This window comes from Sphingomonas sp. URHD0057 (assembly GCF_000620665.1).
In the GTDB taxonomy this organism is placed as follows: domain Bacteria; phylum Pseudomonadota; class Alphaproteobacteria; order Sphingomonadales; family Sphingomonadaceae; genus Sphingomicrobium.
This window is the reverse complement of the sequence record NZ_JIAU01000006.1, coordinates 263,164-279,017: the sequence shown is the minus strand read 5'-3', so window position 1 is coordinate 279,017 and position 15,854 is coordinate 263,164. Positions and strand designations below refer to the sequence as shown.

General features: G+C 66.6%; 13 protein-coding genes and 1 tRNA gene. 5 read left to right on the top strand and 9 right to left on the bottom strand.

Annotation, left to right across the window (positions count from 1 at the left end):
* Positions 1-212: 212 nt before the first annotated feature.
* A complete protein-coding gene (locus tag N539_RS17675; RefSeq protein WP_028969433.1) occupies positions 213-947 on the top strand; it encodes a hypothetical protein in 735 nt (244 codons plus the stop codon).
* A gap of 91 nt (positions 948-1,038) precedes the next feature.
* Here N539_RS17675 and nusG read toward each other — a convergent pair whose 3' ends face one another.
* Positions 1,039-1,578, bottom strand: a complete 540-nt coding sequence (gene nusG, locus N539_RS0105355; protein ID WP_028969432.1) for a transcription termination/antitermination protein NusG — start codon at positions 1,576-1,578, stop codon at positions 1,039-1,041.
* A gap of 19 nt (positions 1,579-1,597) precedes the next feature.
* Positions 1,598-1,798, bottom strand: coding sequence for a preprotein translocase subunit SecE (gene secE / locus N539_RS0105350; RefSeq protein WP_028969431.1), 201 nt, complete (start codon positions 1,796-1,798; stop codon positions 1,598-1,600).
* A 157-nt stretch (positions 1,799-1,955) separates the two neighbouring features.
* Between secE and N539_RS0105345 the strand changes: the two genes are divergently transcribed.
* Positions 1,956-4,028 carry a TonB-dependent receptor gene (locus tag N539_RS0105345; protein ID WP_028969430.1) on the top strand — a complete coding sequence of 691 codons (2,073 nt, stop codon included), beginning with the start codon at positions 1,956-1,958 and terminating at the stop codon, positions 4,026-4,028.
* Here N539_RS0105345 and N539_RS0105340 read toward each other — a convergent pair.
* Complete coding sequence (locus tag N539_RS0105340; RefSeq protein WP_028969429.1) at positions 4,025-5,599, bottom strand: winged helix-turn-helix domain-containing protein; 1,575 nt, start codon at positions 5,597-5,599, stop codon at positions 4,025-4,027. The two genes, N539_RS0105345 and N539_RS0105340, sit on opposite strands and share 4 nt — an antisense overlap.
* A 162-nt stretch (positions 5,600-5,761) precedes the next feature.
* Between N539_RS0105340 and N539_RS0105335 the strand changes: the two genes are divergently transcribed.
* Both N539_RS0105335 and N539_RS19110 read left to right on the top strand, forming a co-directional pair.
* Positions 5,762-6,073 carry a hypothetical protein gene (locus tag N539_RS0105335; protein WP_156029770.1) on the top strand — a complete coding sequence of 104 codons (312 nt, stop codon included), beginning with the start codon at positions 5,762-5,764 and terminating at the stop codon, positions 6,071-6,073.
* Positions 6,074-6,116: 43 nt separating this feature from the next.
* A complete protein-coding gene (locus tag N539_RS19110) occupies positions 6,117-7,031 on the top strand; it encodes a calcium-binding protein (RefSeq protein ID WP_028969427.1) in 915 nt (304 codons plus the stop codon).
* A 16-nt stretch (positions 7,032-7,047) separates the two neighbouring features.
* Here the strand turns inward: N539_RS19110 and N539_RS0105325 are convergent.
* From N539_RS0105325 to N539_RS15615, 4 genes are all read right to left on the bottom strand, one after another.
* A tRNA-Trp gene (locus tag N539_RS0105325) sits at positions 7,048-7,123 on the bottom strand.
* 43 nt (positions 7,124-7,166) lie between these two features.
* Positions 7,167-9,113 (bottom strand): CocE/NonD family hydrolase, encoded by a 1,947-nt coding sequence (locus tag N539_RS0105320; RefSeq protein ID WP_028969426.1) that lies wholly within the window; start codon positions 9,111-9,113, stop codon positions 7,167-7,169.
* Positions 9,114-9,170: 57 nt separating this feature from the next.
* Positions 9,171-12,326, bottom strand: a complete 3,156-nt coding sequence (locus N539_RS15620) for an efflux RND transporter permease subunit (RefSeq protein WP_037552167.1) — start codon at positions 12,324-12,326, stop codon at positions 9,171-9,173.
* Positions 12,327-12,332: 6 nt separating this feature from the next.
* A complete protein-coding gene (locus N539_RS15615; protein WP_156029782.1) occupies positions 12,333-13,427 on the bottom strand; it encodes an efflux RND transporter periplasmic adaptor subunit in 1,095 nt (364 codons plus the stop codon).
* 294 nt (positions 13,428-13,721) lie between these two features.
* On the opposite strand from N539_RS15615, the gene N539_RS15610 reads away from it, so the two are divergent.
* On the top strand, positions 13,722-14,312 hold the full coding sequence (locus tag N539_RS15610) for a cytochrome b (RefSeq protein WP_051531462.1): 591 nt from the start codon (positions 13,722-13,724) through the stop codon (positions 14,310-14,312).
* Here N539_RS15610 and N539_RS15605 read toward each other — a convergent pair.
* On the bottom strand, positions 14,276-15,427 hold the full coding sequence (locus N539_RS15605; RefSeq protein WP_051531460.1) for a glycosyltransferase family 4 protein: 1,152 nt from the start codon (positions 15,425-15,427) through the stop codon (positions 14,276-14,278). The genes N539_RS15610 and N539_RS15605 overlap by 37 nt on opposite strands.
* Entirely contained in the window at positions 15,424-15,852 is a 429-nt protein-coding gene (locus N539_RS0105295; RefSeq protein WP_028969425.1) for a GtrA family protein, read from the bottom strand. Before N539_RS0105295 ends, N539_RS15605 begins: the two co-directional genes overlap by 4 nt.
* Positions 15,853-15,854: the final 2 nt, after the last annotated feature.

Here is a 15,854-nt window from a genome sequence, read left to right as displayed (position 1 = left end):
ACGCGAGTGAATCGCGTGACGTCGATCGGGCTCGCGCTTGGGTGGCTCGTTCCATCCAAGCCAACCGAACGAGCGCGACCCGTCGGCCGGCCTTCGCCGTCTCTACGCATAACGACACTCGCTCCGCTCCGCTTACGTTACGCTCGGCGGCGTCGTTTCGCACAGCCGGTGGCGAGCCTGTCGTGCGGCGCACTCGTAATGGGAAGTTACAGATGCAACGAGCGCAGGCGGGTAAGCTTACTCCGGCGGCTGAGCAGGCGTTCCTCGCGGCCTTGTCGGCGACGTGCAACTTGAGCCTCGCGGCGGCGGCGGTGGGGGCGGCGTTCAACGCTTTCAACCGGCGGCGGAAGCGCGACCCGGCGTTCGCGCGCGAGGTGCGGCTGGCGCTCGCGCAGGGCTATGAGGCGCTCGAGCTGGCGCTGATCGAAAGCACCGTCCCGGCGAGCCACGAGCATGACGAGTGGCGCCACAACGATCCTCCGGCGATGCCGCCGATGAGCGCCAGCCAGGCGCTGCAGCTGATGTACCTCCACCAGAAAGCGGCGCTGCTGGTCGACGAGCCGACGCCGCTGCGGCGGCGGCGCGGGGAGAGCCGCGAGGCGCGCAACGAGCGGCTGGCGCAGATGTCTGAAGCGCGCGACGAGCGGGAGCGCGAGGCGTTCGAGGTCGCCGAGGCCGAGCGGATGGAGCGGGGCGAGCCGGCGTGGGGACCGGCCGGTCACCTGGTGCGCGAGCAGCTGGGCGTGGCCGAGCATTTCGGCTTGCCCGACCTGGCACAGGTCAGCGGCTGGTCGCGTGCCGACCCGGACAGGCAAGCGCACGATCCGGAGCGGGCGCTGTTCGGCGGCTGGCGGATCGAGCAGATGGAGACGAGGCTGGCGGAGTGGGAGCTGGCGTTTGCTCAGCCGGAGCGGAAGCGCGGGCCGCCGCGGGTGCGGCGGGTGTGAAATAAAAGGGCCGCTGACGCGGCCCTTGATGTGCTCCTGCGAAGGCAGGAGCCCAGACTGGACCCCTGCCTTCGCAGGGGTACGGAGCGGGTTACTTCACGCGCTCCACTTGTTCGAATTCCAGCTCGACGGGAGTAGCCCGCCCGAAGATCGACACGCTGACCTTCACCCGCCCACGGTCGAAATCGAGCTCTTCGACGATGCCGTTGAAGCTCGCGAAGGGGCCGTCGAGGACCTTGACCGAATCGCCGATCTCGTAATCGACGGTGATCTTCTGCTTGGGCGCGTTGGCGGCTTGCTCTTCCTTGGTCGAGAGCATGCGCGCGGCCTGGGCGTCGGGGATCGCCTGGGGCTTGCCGTTGGGGCCGAGGAAGCCGGTCACCTTGGGGGTGTTCTTGACCAGGTGATAGACGTCGTCGTTCATCTCGAGGTGGGCGAGGACGTAGCCGGGCATGAACTTGCGCTCGGCCTCGACGCGCTTGCCGCGCTTGATCTCGGTGATGGTCTCGGTCGGGACCTCGATCGCCTCGACGAAGCGGGTGAGGCCGAGGCGGTTGGCCTCGCTCATGATGTTGTCGCGGACCTTGTTCTCGAAACCGGAATAAGCGTGGATGATGTACCAGCGGGACATAAAGCGTTGGACCTTGAAGCTACTTGCTGAGCAGGCTCAGCAGATATTTGACGAGCGTCGAGAAGACGGCGTCGATGCCGAAAAAGAAGAAGGCGAGCAGCAGGGTCATGATGATGACCATGATCGCCGTGGCGACGGTTTCCTTGCGGGTCGGCCAATGGACCTTGGCGGTCTCGGCGCGGACCTGACGGATGAATTCGCCGGGAGAGACTCGTGCCACGTTTGCCCTTGCTCGTCTTGCGGATAGAAAAGCGCCCCGCGAGGCCACAAGGGCCGGCGGGGCTGCGGGTCACTTAGCGACACGGCGGCGAGTCTTCAAGGCTGGCGAAGGTTCACTGTCGGCGCGGCCTAATCTCGGTTAAGAATGCGGCCGCCGAATGCGCTTCGAGGGGGAGGCGGTAGTGGGGGTCCTGACGCTGGCGATGGCCGCGGCGGTCGCGCAAGCCGCGCCGCCGGGGCCTGAGGCGAAGACCGACAGCGCGATCGTCGTCACCGGCGAGCGCGCCAGGCGCTCATTGAAGGAAACCGCCTCGAGCGTGGCGGTGTTCGACAAGCGCGACATCGAAGCGATGGCCGCGCCGGACCGCGTGCAGGATGTGCTCGCGTTCGTGCCCAACGTGCTGATCCTGAACAGCCGTGCGACGCCGAGCATCCGCGGCCAAGCCAGCATTGGCGTGCTCGCCGGGCTGCCCGGGTTTCTGGGCGGCGCGCGGCCACGCACGGTGACGCAGATCGACGGGCGGACGGTCACGTTCAACGAATTCGCCAACAGCTCCGAAGGATTGTGGGACGTCGACCATGTCGAGGTGTTCCGATGCCCGCAGACCACGACTCAAGGCGTCAATTCGATCGGCGGCGCGATCTTCATCCACACCGCTGAGCCGACCTATGCATTCGAAGGCCGGGGACGGGTGATCGCAGGCGGTTCGCGGCGGCGACAAGTCTCGGCGGTGCTGTCGGGCCCGCTGGTCGGCGACCAGCTCGCGTTCCGCGTCTCCGGCGATGTTTATCGGGCGCGCGCGGCGCAGGAGCTAAGCGGGCCGGTCGTCGGCATCGGCGACCTCAACCGCGACCGTTATTGGGCGACGCGGGCCAAGCTGCTCGCCGAGCCGCGGGCGGTGCCGGGGCTCAAGCTGCTGGCGATCTATGCCCATAATCAGTCGCAGGCGCCGCAGGCCGAATTCGGCAGAGCGCCGTTCCGCGACCGCCGCAACAACCGGTACGTCATCGGCTATTTCAAGTCGGACGTGGATTCTGTGACGACGACGGCCACGTATCCGTTCACCGACGCGATCGAATCCCGGACCACGCTGACCTGGGGGCGATCGCGGTTCCGTCGTTTCGCGCCGCAGGGTTTCGGCCAGACCCGAATCCGCGGCCGGGACCGCTCGCTCGAGACGGTGTTCGAATGGAAGGCCGGCGGGCCTCTGAGCGGGGTCGCGGGAGGCAATCTGCAGAACACCGACCTCAACCAGTTCATCGACCTTTCGATCGCCCATCTCGGCACCGGCAGCTTCAAGGACCGACAGCGGAGCGCGGGCGCATTCGGCGAGCTGACCTGGCGCCCATCGTCGCGCGTCTCGCTGACTGCAGGTGCGCGTTACCAGAGCGACGGCAAAAGGCGGATCGGCGTGCTGCGAATGACGCCCGATCTGCCGCTCGACTATAACCAACGGACGCACGCCATCCTGCCCAAGGTCAGCGCGGCCTATGACCTCAGCGAGGACGTGCGCGTCGGTGTCCTGGTGCAGCGCGCCTACAATCCGGGCGGGGTAACGCTCGACCCGGCGCATCGCGCTCAGCTCGAGTTTAAGCCCGAATATCTATGGGATTATGAAGCGTTCACCCGCGCCAGCCTGTTCGGCGGGCGCGTGAGGATCGTCGGCAACCTCTTCTACAACGCCATGCGCGACGCCCAGCGCGAGCATGACTTCGACTTCAACTCGCCGGGCGGCCAGGTCGGCCTGCTCCAGATCCTCAGCGAGCCGCGGGCGCGGAGCTATGGCGCCGAGCTCGAGCTGACGGCGAGGCCGACGGGCCGGCTGACGTTGACGGCGGCGATGGGGTTGCTCGACACGCGGATCACCAGGACCATCGATCCCAACGACCCCTTCCTCGGCAAGGAGTTCGGCGGAGCGCCCCATTTCACCGGCGCCGCCGGCGTCGATTGGGAGCCGGTTCGGCGTTTCCGGATCGCCGCGCAGCTGCGCCACAACAGTGGCTTCTGGGGCGACGACAGCGAGGATCCGCGGTTTCGGACGACCGGGTGGACGATCGTGGATGCCCGCGCCAGCTGGGACGCGCGTCGCTTCACCATGTTCGCTTACGCGCAGAACCTGTTCAACAAATTCCACATCGTAGGATTGGACGGCCCGCTCGACGGTCCCGACACACAAGTGGATCTGACCGACCCGCGCGAGGTCGGCCTCGGGCTGGAATCACGGTTCTAGCCGTAGGCCTGATAATCGGGCCGCACGCCCCGCGCGCGCCAATAAGCGGTCAGGCCGAATTCGTCGCAGAGCTTCGGAAAGCGCGGATCAGCCCACATGACTGCGACCGGCGGCGTGAACAACCACTGCGTCATCCGCCGATTGTAGTCGTCGACGGCTCTTTTGTTGGTCCGGTCCATGCTGAGAAACTTGCCTCGCCAGAGCAAGAACCCCTCGGTAACCTCGAATGCGGTGTCGGCAAGACCGAGCGCGCACAGCATCATGACCATGTCGTTGGCCAATGGCGGCGCACGCCGCGCCGTTTCGAGACACGCACTGCGTGCGGTTTCGAGGGCCGAAGGCGTGCGCGATTCGAGGGCGTCGAGCGCGGTCAGCCACGTTCCTTTCGACTGAAGCCCGTCGAAAATGTGGACCTCGTCCAGGGTGGCTCGAGCCGCGGCGGGTCGATCGGTCAGGGCGAAGATGATGAAGCGGGCATAATTGCCGAACCAATAGTCGGGCCAGAGTCCGCGCACGCGATTGATCACCTTGTCCGCTTCTCCGACCCGCCCAAGGATCCAAAGTTTCAAACCTCGAACGACAAGGCCCGCTCGCATGAACGGTGATGCCCGCAACATGCGCTCGTTCCACATCCAGGACTCGCGCGTCAGGCCAGCGGCCTGTAGCAGCGGCATCAATTCCATCATCGCCAGGAGGTTGGTGGGATCGGTCGCAAGGATGCCGCGCAATTGGCCGTCGCGCGCGGCCCAATCCAACATCGGGCCCTGAAGCAGGAACATGCCGACCCGGGCATTCGGCTCGTTCCGATCGAGTTCGAGTGCGCGCTGGATCGCGGCCTGGGCATTGGCGACGACTTTCGGGGCGTCCTGCTTGGCGGCGTCTTCGGCCCGAGCGCTCGTGAAATAGCCCAACAGGCCCCATGCCTTCGCGCTGTCCGGCCGAAGCCGCACGGCCTGTTGATAGAGCTGGACCATGTTCGGAGTGTCTCTTGCGTTCGCTGCCCATTCCTCGAAGGCGGTTCCGTTGCGGAATGCTTCATCGCCCCGTGCCATCAGCCGGTCGAAGCGCGACGCATCATCCCAGCGGCCAGACCCCCACCAAATCCCGCCTCCCAGAACCGCCGCCGCCGCCGCCCCGCCAGCGAGCTGTCGGCGAGACAGTTTGCGGATGTCTTTGCCATTCGCTTCGCCACCAATTTGCGCTGGCTCGGCGGTTGCGCCGGTAAGCTTGTAGCCGGTCCGCGGGATGGTCTCGATCTCGACACCGTTGCCGCCGACGTCGGCCAGCGCGCGGCGCACGGCCGCAACCGCGCGATTAAGGCTGTCGTCGCCGACGTAGACGCTGCCCCAACAGCGATTGAACAATGTTTCGCGAGTGACGACCTGGCCTGCCGCATCGGCGAGCACGACCAGGACCTGCATTACCCGGGGCTCCACATCGAGGTTGCCGGCGGGCCCACGGATGGTCCGCGTTGGCGGGCTGATGACGATATTGCCGAGCCGGAAATCGTCCCTTGCGGCCAAGTCGGCCGTCGTGACCATGAAGTCGTTCGCGGCCCGTCGCAGGTCCATCGCCTGGGCGCATCCCCCAAATGATCGCCGAATAATCGGCAAATCGTCAGACCTCCATCATGGCACATCGGCCGGGCCATTTCTACGCACGAGCCTTCCCGTTTGAGGGAGGCAAAGGACGCGAATTCGAGCTTCTACGGAGCGTCCGAACAGGAGGACCGAATGACCAAGTTTCTCATCGCGGCAGCTGCCGAAGCCTTCATCCTGACAAGCCCTGCCCACGCCAATCACGTTCTCCATCTCGACGACCCGTTCGCCAGCCGCGGTGCGTGCGAAGTCGAGCGCAACGCCTTGAGCAACGACGACGATTTCCTGATCGACCTCTTCCCCGACCTCTTCTCCAGCGAAGGGGAAGTCAGGAGCTTCCTCAATCGCGCCTTCCCGTGTGAGCTCAGAGCGGACGGCAACTGGTACATCACCGACCATCGCGTCGAGGTTCTCGGCAGCGACTGGTTCGCGCGGCGCAATCACTAGACCGGCGGGCGAATTTCCACGGCATCCAGTCGGGAGGAAGATCATGGCGACATACACGGGCACGTCTGCGGCCAATCACATCATCGGTACCGGCGCGGCGGACATTATCCGCGGATACGGCGGAAACGACCTTCTGGAAGGCCTTGGCGGCAGCGACAGGATTTATGGCGGCGGCGGAGCCGACACCATCAACGGTGGGAAGGGCAACGACTTGCTCAGCGGCGGAGCCGGCAACGACACTTTCCTGTACGCGATCTCGGACGGTCGGGACGTCGTCACGGACTTCGCTGCCGGCGATCTCGTCAGGATATCTGGCTACGCCTCCGCCCAATCGCTCGCGCAAGTCGGCGGCGACGTGGTGCTGACCCTGTCGGCCTCGGACACCATTACCTTTTCGAATGCGACAGCGACGACAGTTCAGGCGGCGCTTCAGTTCGGCAGCGGTGGCGGTTCAGGCGGCGGACCAACCGGAACGATCACGGGCACGTCCGGCAACGACATGCTGAACGGCACCGGCAGCAACGACACCATCAATGGGCTTGGCGGAGACGATATTATCAAGGGTGGCGCAGGCGACGACCGGATTATCGGCGGACTTGGCAGCGATACCTTATCGGGCGGTGGCGGCAGCGACACCTTCGCTTATTTGAGCCTGGCCGAACTCTCGAAGACCTATGGCGCCGAAATGATCTACGATTGGTCGGCAGAAGATCGCATCGACCTGTCGGCAATCGACGCCAACGCGCTCGTCGCCGGAAACCAGGCGTTCGTATTCGCCGGGTACAGCTTTGGACATCCGCCGACCGTGACCACGCCGGGCACGCTGACCATTGGCGGTTTTGGCGGCGAGCTGTGGATCCTCGGCTATACTGACAACGTCGATGGCCCCGACCTGATGATCAATCTGTGGTCGGCTGCGGGCGAGGGCGCGCTGACGGTGAATAATCTCATTCTGTAACTAGTCGCGTTGCGGCTGGCAGGAGTGGAGGGACTCGAACCCACGGCCCTCGGTTTTGGAGACCGATGCTCTACCAACTGAGCTACACTCCTGTGCCGGGGCGGGAGGTAGCCAGCGGCGGGCCGCTTCGCAAGGTCAGTCGACGACAGGCAGGCCGATCCAGCTGCCGTCTTTGCCGGTGAAGACACGCTGAGTGGCGGCGCGGTAATCCTTGGCTTCGGCGAAGAAGATGTTGGGGACGAAGGTCTGCGGGTTGCGGTCGTACAGCGGGAACCAGCTCGACTGGACCTGGACCATCAGGCGGTGGCCGGGCTGGACGACATAGTCGACGCCGGGGAGCGCGAATTCGTAGGTCAGCGGCGCGTTGGGGGTGAGGGGCGCCGGGCGCGCCGGGTCGGTGCGGTAGCGGCCGCGGATCACGTCCATCGCGATCGGGAAGGCGTAGCCGGCCATGCCCGGTTTTGCCGGGTGGGGGTCGGGGTAGACGTCGATCAGCTTAACCACCCAGTCGCTGTCGGACCCGCTGGTCGCCGCGACGAGGTGGACGAGCGGCGTGCCGGCGAGCTTGAGCGGCTGCGTGAGCGGCTCGCCGCTGTAGGTGAGGACGTCGGGGCGGAGCGCGGCGAAGCGCTGATCGTCGCTGAGCCAGGTGCGCCAGGTCGACCCCGCCGCCCACGGCGAGAGGTTGGGCGCGGCACGGTAGGTGACCGGGTGAGCGGGGTCGGAGACGTAGCAGTCGGACGCGCTTTTCCGAGGGGCGGTGAAGCCGAGCTTGCCGCCAGGGGCGAGATAGAGCGGGCTGAGGTTGGCCGGGCAGCCACGGGCGCAGGCGGGCGGCCAGTCGTCGAGGCGCTGCCAGCGGTTGGGGCCGGCCTCGAACGCGGTGACCCGGGCGATGCCCGACGGCGGTCCGTCCTTGAGATACTGATTGAGGAACGGGAGGAGGACGTTGGAGCGGACCCAGCGGCCGGTGTCCTCGCCCCACTCCAGCGGGCCGAGGTTCCATGCGCCGCCGTTGACCTGGCCATGGTACCAGGGGCCGAGGACTAGGTGGGCATTGCCGTGGTCATTCCGCTTGACCGCCTCGAACACCGCGGTCGCGCCGTAAATGTCCTCCGGGTCCCAGAAGCTCGAGACGAGCAGGGTCGGGACGGTTAGTGGCCGCTGGCCAAGGATGCGGTCGAGCGCCTGGCCCTGCCAATAGCCGTCGTAGGCGGGGTGGATGGTCAGGCGGCGCCAGAACGGCAGCTGCTCCATGCCGATGGCGCGGGCATAAGCGCCGGCCGAGCCGTAGCGCAGGTAGGTCGCATAATCGTCATAGCCCGACAGCCATTGCTGGTCGGAGCGGCGGTCGGCGGTCTGGCCGTAGACGAAGCTCAGCATCTCCTGCCGGAAGGCGCCGTTGTGGAACCAGTCGTCGCCTTTCCAGCCGTCGACCATCGGGTTGATGGGCACCGCCGCCTTGAGCGCAGGGTGAGGGCCGACCAGGCTCATCAGCGCGGCGAAGCCGTCGTAGCTGATGCCAATGGTGGCGACCCGGCCGTTGCTCTCGGGCACGTGCCTGACCAGCCAGTCGATGCTGTCGAATGCGTCGGTCGAATGGTCGACCGCGGTCGGGTTGAGCGGCCCGCGCAGGGGGCGGGTCATCACATAGTCGCCGCCGGACCGGTATTTGCCGCGCACGTCCTGGATCGCGACGATGTAGCCGGCGCGGACCAGCTCGGCATAGATCGGCGTCAGGATCCCTTCGGGCCAGGCGCTGGGCACGCCTTTGCCACTCGCCTTGTCGGCCGAATAGGGGGTGCGGTCGAGCAGGATCGGGGCTTTGCCGGCGCCCTTTGGGATGATCAACACGGTGTACAGCGAGACGCCGTCGCGCATCCGGATCATGACCTCGCGCCGGTCGTAGAGATGAGCGGAGGGCGGCGGGCCATAGCGCGGCGGCGGCTTCGGCTCGGCCGGCGGCGGGAAGGCGGGGTGGAACTTGGACGGGATGTCGCCGCCCGGCTGGACCGCCGGTTGCGCCCAGCCGGCGACGGCCAGCGCAAGCGCGGCGGCAAAGAACGCGAACAGCCTCGGCATGCGGCTCCCTCTTAAGGGATCAATGGCATGCCGGGCACGGACCGAGCAACCGGACGGTCACTCGGCGGGGACTGGCTGCGCCTCCGTCGACGGCGCCCGCTTGTCCCGCCGCAGCAGGCTCTGCACGAACACAAAGAACAGCGGGACGAAGAAGATCGCTAGGAAGGTCGCGGAGAGCGCGCCGCCGACCACGGCGCGGCCGATGGCGTTCTGACTGCCTGCGCCCGGACCGCTGGCGATGGCCAGGGGCAGCACGCCGAACACCAGGGCAAGGCTGGTCATCAGCATCGGGCGAAGCCGGAGCTTGGCGGCCTCGATCGCGGCGTGGACGAGGTCGGCCCCGGCGGCAAGCCGGCTCTCGGCGAACTCGACGATCAGGATGGCGTTCTTGGCGCCGAGGCCCATCGTCGTGATCAGGCCGACCTGGAGGTAGATGTTGTTCTCGAGCCCGGTGAGCTTGGCCATGATGACGGCGCCGACGATCCCGAGCGGGACCACCAGCAACACCGCGACCGGAATCAGCCAGCTTTCATAGAGCGCGGCGAGGCACAGGAAGACGATCAGCAGCGACAGGCCGTAGAGCATCGGCGCCTGACCGCTCGACTGGCGCTCTTCGTAGCTGAGCCCGGTCCATTGCAGCGACGTGCCCGGCGGGAGCTTGGCCTGCATCTCCTCCAGCGCCTTCATCGCGGTGCCGGTGCTGACGCCGGGCGCGGGGGAGCCCTGGAGCTCCAGCGAGGGCGCGCCATTGTAGCGCGACAGCTGGACCGGCGCGTTGGCCCATTTGAGGTTCGAGAAGGCGGTGAAGGGCGCCATGCTCTTGCCGTCCGAGCCGCGGACGTAGAGGTCGTGGATATCCTCCGGCTGCTGCCGGTACGGCTGATCGACCTGGACATAGACCCGCTTGACCCGGCCGCGGTCGATGAAGTCGTTGATGTACGAGCCGCCCCAGGCCGAAGCGATGGTCTGGTTGATCTGGCCGATGTCGAGGCCGAGCGCGCGCGCCTTGTCCTGGTCGACATCGACGGTGAGCTGGGGCGCGTCCTCGAGGCTGACCGGGCGAATGCCGACGATGCGCTTGTCCTGCATAGCCATGCCCATCAGCATGTTGCGCGCCTCGGTCAGCTTGGCGTGGCCGATGTTGCCGCTGTCGACCAGCTGGAGGTCGAAGCCGGTGGCGTTGCCGAGCTCGAGCGCGGCGGGCGGGATGAACGAGATGATCAGCGCATCGCGATAGCCCATGAGCGCGCCGGTGGCGCGGTCGGCGATCGACTTGGAGGTGTTGGCCTTGCCCTTGCGCTCGTCCCACGGCTTCAACGGCAGGAAGGCGATGCCGGCATTCTGGCCCTGCCCGGCGAAGGAGAAGCCGCCGACGGTGAACACGCCCTCGATGTTTTTTGCTTCGTTCTTCTCGAAATAGTCGCGGGCATGGTCGAGCGCCGCATCGGTCCGCGGCAGGGTCGCTCCGGACGGCTCAGCGACCAGGGTGAACACGGCGCCGGTGTCCTCGTCGGGCATGAAACCGGTCGGCAGCCGCCAGAACAGGAAGGCCATCACGAGGACGATGGCGGCATAGGCCAGAGCCGAGCGCCGCTTGCCGCCGAGCATCCGGACGACGCCGTTCTCGTGAATGACCCGGGCGCGCTCGAAACCGCCATTGAACCAGCGGAAGAAGCGCGCGAGCGGACCATTGCCCGCGTGCTCCAGGGGGTCGCCGGGCTTCAGGAGGGTCGCGGCGAGCGCAGGGGTGAGGATCAGTGCGACGAGCACCGACAGGGTCATCGCGGAGACGATCGTAATCGAGAATTGGCGGTAGACGACTCCGGTCGAGCCGCCGAAGAATGCCATCGGCAGGAAGACCGCCGCGAGCACGGTCCCGATGGCGATCAGGGCGCCTGAAATCTCGTCCATCGACTTGCGCGCGGCTTCCTTCGGCGTGAGCCCTTCGGTCTGGATCAGCCGCTCGACGTTCTCGACCACGACGATGGCGTCGTCGACCAGCAGGCCGATGGCGAGGACCATTCCGAACAGGGTCAGCGTGTTGATGCTGAAGCCGGCGATGGCCATCACCGTCAGCGTGCCGAGCAAGACGACCGGGATGGCGATCGTCGGGATCAGGGTCGCGCGCCAGTTCTGCAGAAACAGGAACATGACGAGGAAGACGAGGACCATCGCCTCGAACAGGGTCTCGACGACCTGCTTCAGCGAGACCTTGACGAACGGCGTCGTGTCCCACGGGTAAATGACCTTGACGTCGGGCGGCAGGGTCTTGGAGATTTCAGCGATCTTGGCCTTGACCTCGCCGATGGTCTTGAGGGCGTCGGCGCCGGGCGCGAGGCGGATCGCGGCCGCGGTCGCCGGATGGCCGCTGTATTTCGCGCTGAAGCCGTAGGCTTCCGACCCCAGCTCGATCCGCGCCACGTCGCGGAGGCGGACGACCGAGCCATCCTCCGCGGTCTTGAGGCGGATGGTGCCGAATTCCTCTGGGGTCTGCAGCCGCGACTGGACCGATACGGTCGCGTTGAGCTGCTGGGTGGCGGGCGCGGGGAGGTTGCCGAGCTGGCCGGCCGAGACCTGCGCGTTCTGGGCCTGAACCGCCGACGTCACGTCGGCCATGGTCAGCTGAACGCTGTTGAGCTTCATCGGATCGACCCAGATGCGCATCGCATATTGCGATCCGAAAAGCTGGAAGCCGCCAACGCCGTTGATCCGGCTGACCGGCTCCTGGATCTTCGACGCCATCATGTCCGCAAGGTCGAACTGGTCGTGCGAATTGTCCGTGGAGTAGAGCCCGGGAACGAGGGCGAAGTTGGCGGACGATTTCTCGACGCGGACGCCTTGGCGCTGAACCTCCTGCGGAAGCAGCGGGAGCGCCGACTGGACCTTGTTGTTGACCTGGACCTGGGCGGTATCGGGATTGGTGCCCTGCTCGAAGGTCAGGGTGACCGTGACCTGGCCCGAGGACGACGATTGAGACGCGAAGTAGCGCAGGTGATCGATGCCCTGAAGCTGCTGCTCGATGATCTGGGTCGTGGTCTTGTCGAGCGTCGTCGCGTCGGCGCCGGGGTAGACTGCGGTAACGCCGATCTGCGGCGGAGCGAGGGCCGGGAACTGGGCGACCGGGAGCGAGCGGATCGACAGCAGCCCGAACAGGCAGGCAAGGATCGCCAGCACCCAGGCGAAGATCGGCCGGTCGATGAAGTAGCGCGACATGAAGGCTCAGCGGCCCCGCTGCGTGTCGGGCTTCACCGGCACGCCCGGGCGCACCAGCGGGCCGGCGTCGACGATGACCTTTTCGCCGGGTTTGAGCCCGCCGGTGACCACCCAATCGTCGCCGCTCGTGCGGTCGGCCTGGATGACGCGAAGCTCCGACATATTGTTCTTGCCGACGATGAGTACGGTCGGGCGGCCGCGCTCGTCGCGGCTGACCGCGCGCTGTGGAATGAGGATGGCGCGCGCCTGGACCCCTTGCGTCAGCTGCCCGCGGACGAACATCCCCGGGAGCAGCAGGTGCTGCGGATTGGGGAAGACCGCGCGAACGGTTTGCGAGCTCGTCGCCGGGTCCACCGTAACGTCGGCAAAGCTGAGGGTGCCGACCAGCGGATAGGTCGACCCGGATTCAAGCTTGAGGCGGACCGGCGCCGTGTCGCTTGCAACCTGCCCCGACAGAATCTGCTCGCGCAGCCGCAGCAGGTCGGAGCTCGACTGCTGGATGTCGACATAGATCGGGTCGAGCCGCTGGATGGTGCTGAGCGGATTGTCCTGCCCGGCCTTGACCAAAGCTCCGGTCGTATAGACCGACCGGCCGATGCGGCCCGAGATGGGCGCGCGGATGGTGGTGCGGTCAAGGTCGATCTGGGCCGAGCGCAAAGCCGCAGCCTGGGCCTCCACTTCGGCGCGGGCGGCGCCGGCGGCGGACAGCGCATTTTCGTAAAGCTGCTTGGAAACGAAGTCGCGCTTTACCAGTTCGGCGTAGCGGCGGACCTGGCCGTCGGCGGCGATGGTCGCGGCGCGGGCCTTGGCGAGCGAAGCCCGGGCGTTGGCGGTCTGGGCCTCATAGCTGACGGGATCGATGCGATAGAGCGGCTGGCCGGCGCGAACGTAATCGCCCTCGGTGAAGAGGCGAGCGCGGACGATCCCATCGACCTGTGGGCGGACGTCCGACGTTTCATAGGCCGACGTCCGGCCGGGCAGCTCGGTGCTAAGCTGAACCGGCTGCTCCGTGACTATGACGACGCCGACCGGGGTCGGGCCGGGGGGCGGGGGCGGGGGCGGCGCGCTTCTGCCGAACAGCAGCCAGGCGACGAGCAGCAGGATCAGGATCGCGGCCGCGGCCAGCGCGACCTGCTGGCCGACCGGCCTGCGACGGATGCGGACCCACAGGGTCTCGCGTTCACTCGATTCGCCGAAACGGGATACGCTGACGTTCACAATGCCTCCGGCCAGAAGGGGCGCGCAAAACTGGCGGCCGGGAGAGCGCCGCGGGGATCGGCTAGATAGTGCGCGGAAACTGCCGTTCCAGAGGGTCGGCAAATTTCCTTATTGCGAATCTCTTGCAACAGTGACTCTGGTGGCTATCGGGCGTTCAACCGCCAACGAGGACGCTGGATGGACGACAGGACAGGTTTCGACATCGCGACGCGCATCGTCGCGGGCGATGACGGCACGAATTACGACGGAGTGGCGATCTTCCTGCACTGGGCGACCGCGGCGCTGGTGATCGCGAACTTTGCGCTCGCACAGGTGTGGGACTGGTTCGCCAAGCCGACCCGCGGGCTGCTCGAGGACACCCACATGTCGTTCGGGGTGCTGCTGACCCTGGTGATTATCGCCCGGCTGGTGTGGCGCTGGATTCCGGGTCACCAGGTTTCGTCGCTCGAAGCCGGCTGGGTTCGGCTGGCGTCCAAGGCGACGCATTATCTGCTCTATGTATTGCTGGCCGCCGAGGCCGCCCTCGGCTTCACGTTCCGCTGGGGCGCCGGGCGGCCGATGGCGTTTTTCGGATCGGGGATTCCATCGCCGGTCGGCGAGGTGTTTGGCAGGCCCATGGTCCACCAGCTGCGCGAATTTCACCAATGGATCGGATGGACGATCATCGTCATTGCGCTGCTTCATGCGCTGGCCGCGCTCTATCATCACTATGTGCTGAAGGACCGCGTGCTTCAGCGCATGCTACCATCGGCGACGGTCCGGAAGTAGGCGGCTTCGACCGCGGCTGACGCCGCATCCCAGGTGAAGGCGGCGGTCGACTCGCGCGCCGCGGCGCCGATCCGTGCCCGCTCCTCCGGATCATCGATCAGGCGCAGCGCGGCGGTGGCATAGGCCCGCGCGTCGCGTGAGGGCTCGAGGATGCCGGTACGCCCGGGATCGACGATCGCGCGCGAATAATCGGCGTCGGCGCAGACGACCGCAAGGCCGGACGCCATCGCTTCGAGCACGACGTTGCCGAAGGCTTCGGTGACGCTGGGGTTGATCATGAGGTCGGCGCTGGCGACGGCGCGGGCGAGGTCGGGTCCGGTCAAGTGGCCGGTCAGCACTGCGCCTTCGATCGCGCCAAGGCGGTCGGCGTTGGGGCCTGCGCCGACGACCAGCGCCCGGACATTGCGGCGGCTATGCTTGAGAAGCTCGATGGCCCCGGTGTAGATATCGAGGCCCTTTTCGATGACTGGCCGGCCGAAGAACAGGACTACGGGGTCGTCGTCGCCCCAGCCTTGGGAGCGGCGCCATTCGCCGTCGCGGCGCGAAGGATTGAACAGCGCTCGGTCGACGCCGCGGCTGAACAGGCCGACGCGGTCATCGCCGCGAATGCGCTTCAGATGCTCGATCAGCGCCGGCGTCGGCGCGAGCACGAGATCGGCGCGGCGGTAGAAGCGGTTGAGGTACGCTTCGAGCAACGGCCTCAGCCAGCCGAGCCCGTAATAATCGAGATAGGTCTCGAACCGCGTGTGGAGGCTGGCGACGATGGGAATGCGGTGTTTCTTCGCGAACGTCTGTGCTCGCAGATCGAGCAAGTCGGGAGTCGAGACGTGAATCACCGCGGGCGCAAAGGCCTCGAGGTCGCGGCGGGTCACCGCGGGCAAACCGAGCGCGATCTGGAACTCCTTGCGGAAGGGAGCCGTGACCGAAGGCACTGGAACCAGCGTGCCCGCCGGCTCGAACGCCGGCGTGTCGGTCACCGGCGAATAGACACGCACCTGGTGGCCGCGCCGCTCCAGATAGCCGACGAGATGGTTGAGCGCCTGGTTCGCGCCCTCGCGCATGTAATTGTAATTTCCCGAGAAGAGCGCGATGCGCAGCTTGGGGTCGGCGGTCACAGGCTGCGGAAGTTGAGGACTGCGTTGAGCACGAACAGCACGAGCCCGGCGAAGACGGACGTCACGACCCGCGCCGGGATGTAATGCATGCCGAGCGCGAGGAAGGCGGCGAACAGCAACAATGTCACTCCGAGTCCGACCAGCGCATTGACGAGGAAATAGGCATAGCCCGCGACCACCTTCCGATCGGAGCCGCGATAGATCCAGGTGCGGCCGAATACATAGTGAACGCTGTTGGCGGCGAGGAAGGACAGCGCCGCCGCCGATACCTTGGCCATCCCGGCCTCCTCGACCAGCAGCCACAGCAGCCCGAGGCCGAGCAGGAACACGCCGGTGCTGACGACGGTGTTGCGGACGAGAAGGACAGCGCCGCGGCGGCTGAGCAGGCGGTCGACGAGACGGGTGCGGCGGGCGGGAGTCGCCACGC

What these genes read in the sequence shown, in the direction of transcription:
- N539_RS15610 (WP_051531462.1), top strand. Translation starts at nt 13,722, where the DNA reads ATGGACGACAGGACAGGTTTCGACATCGCGACGCGCATCGTCGCGGGC.
- N539_RS19110 (WP_028969427.1), top strand. Translation starts at nt 6,117, where the DNA reads ATGGCGACATACACGGGCACGTCTGCGGCCAATCACATCATCGGTACC.
- nusG (WP_028969432.1), bottom strand. Translation starts at nt 1,578, where the DNA reads ATGTCCCGCTGGTACATCATCCACGCTTATTCCGGTTTCGAGAACAAG.
- N539_RS0105335 (WP_156029770.1), top strand. Translation starts at nt 5,762, where the DNA reads ATGACCAAGTTTCTCATCGCGGCAGCTGCCGAAGCCTTCATCCTGACA.
- N539_RS0105345 (WP_028969430.1), top strand. Translation starts at nt 1,956, where the DNA reads ATGCGCTTCGAGGGGGAGGCGGTAGTGGGGGTCCTGACGCTGGCGATG.
- N539_RS0105320 (WP_028969426.1), bottom strand. Translation starts at nt 9,113, where the DNA reads ATGCCGAGGCTGTTCGCGTTCTTTGCCGCCGCGCTTGCGCTGGCCGTC.
- N539_RS17675 (WP_028969433.1), top strand. Translation starts at nt 213, where the DNA reads ATGCAACGAGCGCAGGCGGGTAAGCTTACTCCGGCGGCTGAGCAGGCG.
- N539_RS0105340 (WP_028969429.1), bottom strand. Translation starts at nt 5,599, where the DNA reads ATGGACCTGCGACGGGCCGCGAACGACTTCATGGTCACGACGGCCGAC.
- N539_RS15620 (WP_037552167.1), bottom strand. Translation starts at nt 12,326, where the DNA reads ATGTCGCGCTACTTCATCGACCGGCCGATCTTCGCCTGGGTGCTGGCG.